Raw genomic sequence first — 4,504 nt, 5'->3', positions numbered from 1 at the left:
AGCCGCGGTACTGGATCTCGCGCAGTCCTCGGCGAACTGTGGCGATGAGGTGTTCGGGGCCGGTGAACGCGGCGTTGGCCGGCGGGCCGCGACGGATCAGGGACCAGATGCCCTCGACGGGGTTCAGGTCCGGAGCGTAGGCGGGCAGCTGGTAGACGGTCAGCCAGTCGTGCTCGGCGATGAACGTCTTCATGCCGGCACTCAGGTGGGTCTTGAGATTGTCCCAGACGAGCACGGATCTGCGGCAACGTCGCCGGGCCTTTGGACAGCGACGCCGGCTCGCCGTCGGCGGTCCACTGCGACATCACTCATTCAAGGTCAGTAGTCCAGGAACGGCAGGAGGTGGCCCAGGGTGTCTGCCGGTGCCTCCTCGGGGAGGAAGTGCCCGGCCGCTATCGCGGCGCCGCGTACGTCGTCGGCCCACGCCCGCCAGATGCCGATCGGGTCGTCGTACCACTGCGCTACCGCTCCGGTGGCGCTCCACAACACCAGCGTGGGACAGCTGATGGTGCGGTAGGCGCGCCGGTCGGCCTCGTCATCGGCGACGTCGAGCGTGGCTGCCGCGCGGTACTCCTCACAGATCGCGTGGACAGTGGCGGGATCGGTGAACGGCGCGATATACGCCTGGCGCAGGTGCGCCGGGAACGCGTCCGATCGGTCCGACCAGGAGTCGAGCATGTGCTCCACCAGCACGCGGGGAGCTGCCCCGATAAGCGTCTCCGGCACCGGCGCCGCCGCCGCGAGGAACGACCAGACCCAGTAGCCCAGGCTGAAGTTCCGATCCGCACGGGCATACGCCTCACCAGTCGGCACAATGTCGAGAACGGCCAGCCGATGGACGACTGCCGGATGATCGAGCGCCATCCGGTAGGCGCAGCGGGCACCTCGGTCGTGACCGACCACGGCGAACCGCTCGAAGCCGAGTGCGGCCATCACCTCGACTTGGTCGATCGCCATGACCCGCATCCGGTACGGCTCGTGGTCGGGGGCGCTGGGCGGTTTGCCGCTGGCGCCGTAGCCCCGCAGGTCGGTCGCGACGACGGTGAACCTTTCGGCCAGCGCGGGCGCGATGCGGTGCCACATCAGGTGGGTCTCCGGGATGCCGTGCAGCAGCAGGACCGGGGGACCGGCTCCACCCCGCACACCATGGATCGTCGTCTGCGAAGTCGCGAGGTCGAATTCGTCGAATCCAGCGAACACCACCATCACGTTACGCCCATGGAAAGGCCTGGGTGTCGCTGAACCTGACCGGCGCGGATGCGGCCGTGCTCGGTCTTCATGGGTAACGCAAGTTGCGCACGTTCCGCCGTCTCAGATGGACTTGATCGCCCGGACGGCACAGCGTTGTCCTCGCCGGCGGCGAACCGCTCGGCCGTCTCCAGCCGGATCTGCTCCCGGAACGTCCGGCGCTCAGCCGTCAACCCACCACCTTGCGGATACCTCATGAGGAAGGCGTACCGCCGGACACAACCGATGTCAGCCCACTGCGACATCACTCATTCAAGGTCAGTAGTTACTTCACCACCCCCTGCGAACGGCTGGCTTACCGGGGGTGTCGAAGATACGGCTTACGAGCGCGGCGGAACCTTTCTGACAGCCATCCGCGGGGCCTGCCGCGCCATCGCCGACAGCGGCGTCGAGGACGGCGCGGCCGGATACCCGAAGGCCGATCGTGAGTAGGCGGCGGTACGTGGCCAAAGGCGTTCCCGGCGGCTATCGAATCTGGGACAACAAAGTTCGCCGGTGGTGGGGCGATCTTTACGAGCTGTGCCCCGATGACCTGCTCACCGAACTGAATGGCAACGCCGCCCCTGAGAAAATCACCGAACTGCTCAGACGCTACAGAGCTCTGAAGCGCTGACCAGCTGGGAGTGGCAACCCGCGCGCATGCGACTCCGGAAATACACCCGGCTCCTTCGACAACCGCTGTCGTGGGACCCGAACGGCACGCAGCTCTCTGAGGCCGGGGCGGAAACCCACCGAAATAGACGACCGCCGGTTGGCCGCGCTGCTCTCGGCCCAGGCGTTCATTGAGATCCGGATGCTGGCCGGTTCCAACCCTGTAACACGAGAGGTCTCACCCACGGCCCGCCTCGAGCGCATCAGGTTCCTGGCCAACCTCTGCCACAACCTGCCGGGCGTCGCGAATCCACCGAAGATGCAGCCCGTGCGCAAAGGCTTGGTCAGCAGCAGGGATCGGGCGATGGCCGAACGGCCAATGATCTGGACATGGCATGTGCTCGGCGAGCGTCCGGTAGATGCTGGCGACGGTCGGGCTCTGTCTCTTGCGCTTGCCGGTAGGGATGATCAGGGCAGGCCGGATCTGCTCGACGGACTCGCCGAGCGCCTTGCGCCGCAGCACGGTGTGCAGCATGTCGTCAGTGATGACCGGGGCCGGCCGCCGTATTTGCCCTTGCGGGCCGCGGTCTCCAGCCCTTCCAGCGTCGACTCCCGGATGTTCTCCCGTTCCCTGCTCTCGGATCGCGTGTAACTGAGCGTTGGGTCGGCCCCGGAGGTTCGGAGGGCTTGAGCGGCGTGGTGAGTTCTGTTCTCACCGCGCCGGGCCGGTCTCTGGTCTTGTGGTGCGGGCGGCGTGGGCGTAGCGGGCGGCGAGGTCCCCGAATGCGGTGGCCAGTTGGGGTGGGCCGATGACTTCGATATCGGTGTCGAAGCGGCCGATGGCGGCGGCGAGTCCGGTCCATGACCAGGAGCCGAGGATAAGTCGGCAATGACGGGAGTCGAGTTCCTCAACGATTCCGTCCTGGGTGAAGGGCGCGACATCGGCGGCCGGGAGGCGGAGGATGACTTCGCCTTGGCAGGGCCAGTCGGTGGTGGTGCCGTCGTTGCCGCGGAACCTGCTGGTGATGAAGGTGGAGACGGTGCCGCCGGGGAGGTCACGAGGGGTGAAGCGGGGGCCGGTGGGTGTGCGGGGCCGGATGCGGTCGACGCGGAAGGTACGCCAGTCCTCGCGGTGGAGGTCCCAGGCCACGAGGTACCAGCGATGACGCCAGGTGACCAGGTGGTGGGGTTGTACGCGGCGGACGTCATCGGCCGAGGTGCTTGGACCCGGGGCGTAGTCGAAGCGAAGTTCCTCGCGGGCGTGGATGGCGCGGCTCAGGTCCACCAGGACCTGGGTGTCGACCCGAGGAGTGTCGGGGGCCGCGGGCGGTGGGACGGCGGTGATGCGCAGCAGGTCGATGCGGTGGCGTAGGCGGGGTGGCATGACCTGGCGGAGGGTGGCCAGGGCGCGGGTGGCGTCTTCGGCGACGGTGGTGCCGGTGGCCGCGGTCTGCAGTGCGACGACCAGGGCGACGGCCTGGTCGTCGTCGAACAGCATGGGCGGCAGGTGAGTGCCGGCCTCCAGGCGGTAGCCGCCGGCCGGTCCCTTGAAGGTCGTGATCGGGTAGCCGAGTTCGCGCAGGCGGTCGATGTCACGCCGCACCGTGCGCGAGGTGATGTCGAGACGCTGAGCGAGATCATCGCCGGACCAGTCACGGTGCGTCTGAAGCAGCGAGAGCAGCGCGAGCAGCCGGGAGGATGTCTTCTGCATGGGATCCATTCTTCCCGTAGTACAGGACACAACCTGTCCTCTACCTCCGCCATGCTGGCGTACGAGCCGTTCGGGAGGCATCGCCCCTGGTCGGCAGCCGCCACTCGGACTTGGACAGTCGGCGGCGTATCTGTCACATCGAGGCAAGGAGCAGGTCATGTCCGTCACGACCACCACTCACCTGAACTTTCGGGGCGCCGCACGTGAGGCGCTGGACTACTACCAGTCCGTCTTCGGCGGACGTACTGTCGCGGTCACCTACAAGGACGCGGGCGCCGTGCAGAACGAGAGCGAGGCGGACTGGGTGATGTGGGGCGAGGTGGCCGGCGACAACGGCTTCCACGTCATGGCCTACGACGTGCCGTCGCAACTGCCCTGGAACCAGGGCGAGAACCCGTTCTTCGTCTCCGTACGCGGTGACGACACCGAGGAGATCAGCGCCCTGTGGGGCAAGCTCGCCGAGGGCTCGACCATCGTGCGTCCGCTGGAGCCCGCGCAGTGGGCACCGCTGTACGGCATGCTCACCGACCGCTTCGGCGTCACCTGGGTCCTGGACGTCACCGCCCCGTACAACGGCTGAACCAACCGAACGACCTGACATGCCTGCGCAGCCCGGGCCGCCACAGCCACGGGCGGCCGGGCGGCGCGGGCACCGAACACGTACGGCAGCGGAAGGAAACGGGCACCGTGAGAATGCGGAAGCTGGGACGGACCGGCATCGAAGTCAGTGCCTACTGCCTGGGCACCAGGGTGTTCTGGCGACAAGATCGACGCAATCCTCCCGCCCGGCACCGACATCAGCCCTCTGGACGTCTCCCACACACCCCTCTCCCTCACCCGCACCGGCCGGCGCCGACGCCCGCCCCACGAGCGGGCCGCAGCCTGAGAACGCCATGACCGTCCTCGACAGCCGCGCCCTCAACCGCGCCACCCTTGCCCGCCAGCACCTGCTCA

At 67.8% G+C, this 4,504-nt stretch carries 5 protein-coding genes and 1 pseudogene; 2 read left to right on the top strand and 4 right to left on the bottom strand.

What is annotated here, in order from left to right; all coding sequences use genetic code 11:
• Nucleotides 1–235, bottom strand: a pseudogene (locus tag JF597_RS51525) (transposase); the annotation flags it as partial.
• An 83-nt stretch (nt 236–318) separates the two neighbouring features.
• Nucleotides 319–1,200, bottom strand: coding sequence for an alpha/beta hydrolase (locus JF597_RS51520; protein WP_294013542.1), 882 nt, complete (start codon nt 1,198–1,200; stop codon nt 319–321).
• 472 nt (nt 1,201–1,672) lie between these two features.
• Between JF597_RS51520 and JF597_RS51515 the strand changes: the two genes are divergently transcribed.
• Nucleotides 1,673–1,861 carry a hypothetical protein gene (locus JF597_RS51515; protein WP_294013539.1) on the top strand — a complete coding sequence of 63 codons (189 nt, stop codon included), beginning with the start codon at nt 1,673–1,675 and terminating at the stop codon, nt 1,859–1,861.
• Nucleotides 1,862–2,077: 216 nt separating this feature from the next.
• On the opposite strand, the gene JF597_RS51510 is transcribed toward JF597_RS51515, so the two are convergent.
• Together JF597_RS51510 and JF597_RS51505 are read right to left on the bottom strand one after the other, a co-directional pair.
• Complete coding sequence (locus tag JF597_RS51510) at nt 2,078–2,374, bottom strand: hypothetical protein (RefSeq protein WP_294013536.1); 297 nt, start codon at nt 2,372–2,374, stop codon at nt 2,078–2,080.
• Between the two features lie 177 nt (nt 2,375–2,551).
• Nucleotides 2,552–3,550 (bottom strand): YafY family protein, encoded by a 999-nt coding sequence (locus JF597_RS51505; RefSeq protein ID WP_294013533.1) that lies wholly within the window; start codon nt 3,548–3,550, stop codon nt 2,552–2,554.
• Between the two features lie 157 nt (nt 3,551–3,707).
• Here JF597_RS51505 and JF597_RS51500 point away from each other — a divergent pair, with 157 nt between their 5' ends.
• Nucleotides 3,708–4,130: a VOC family protein gene (locus JF597_RS51500; protein WP_294013531.1), complete on the top strand. Its 423-nt coding sequence runs from the start codon at nt 3,708–3,710 to the stop codon at nt 4,128–4,130.
• Nucleotides 4,131–4,504: the final 374 nt, after the last annotated feature.

Origin of the sequence: Streptomyces sp. (assembly GCF_019510245.1) — a bacterium.
Taxonomy (GTDB): Bacteria; Actinomycetota; Actinomycetes; order Streptomycetales; family Streptomycetaceae; genus Streptomyces.
This window is presented reverse-complemented; position numbering and strand designations above follow the sequence as displayed.

Bases quoted from the DNA above. Each gene is read 5' to 3' on its own strand.
- JF597_RS51510 (WP_294013536.1), bottom strand. From the start codon at position 2,374: ATGCTGCACACCGTGCTGCGGCGCAAGGCGCTCGGCGAGTCCGTCGAG.
- JF597_RS51505 (WP_294013533.1), bottom strand. From the start codon at position 3,550: ATGCAGAAGACATCCTCCCGGCTGCTCGCGCTGCTCTCGCTGCTTCAG.
- JF597_RS51500 (WP_294013531.1), top strand. From the start codon at position 3,708: ATGTCCGTCACGACCACCACTCACCTGAACTTTCGGGGCGCCGCACGT.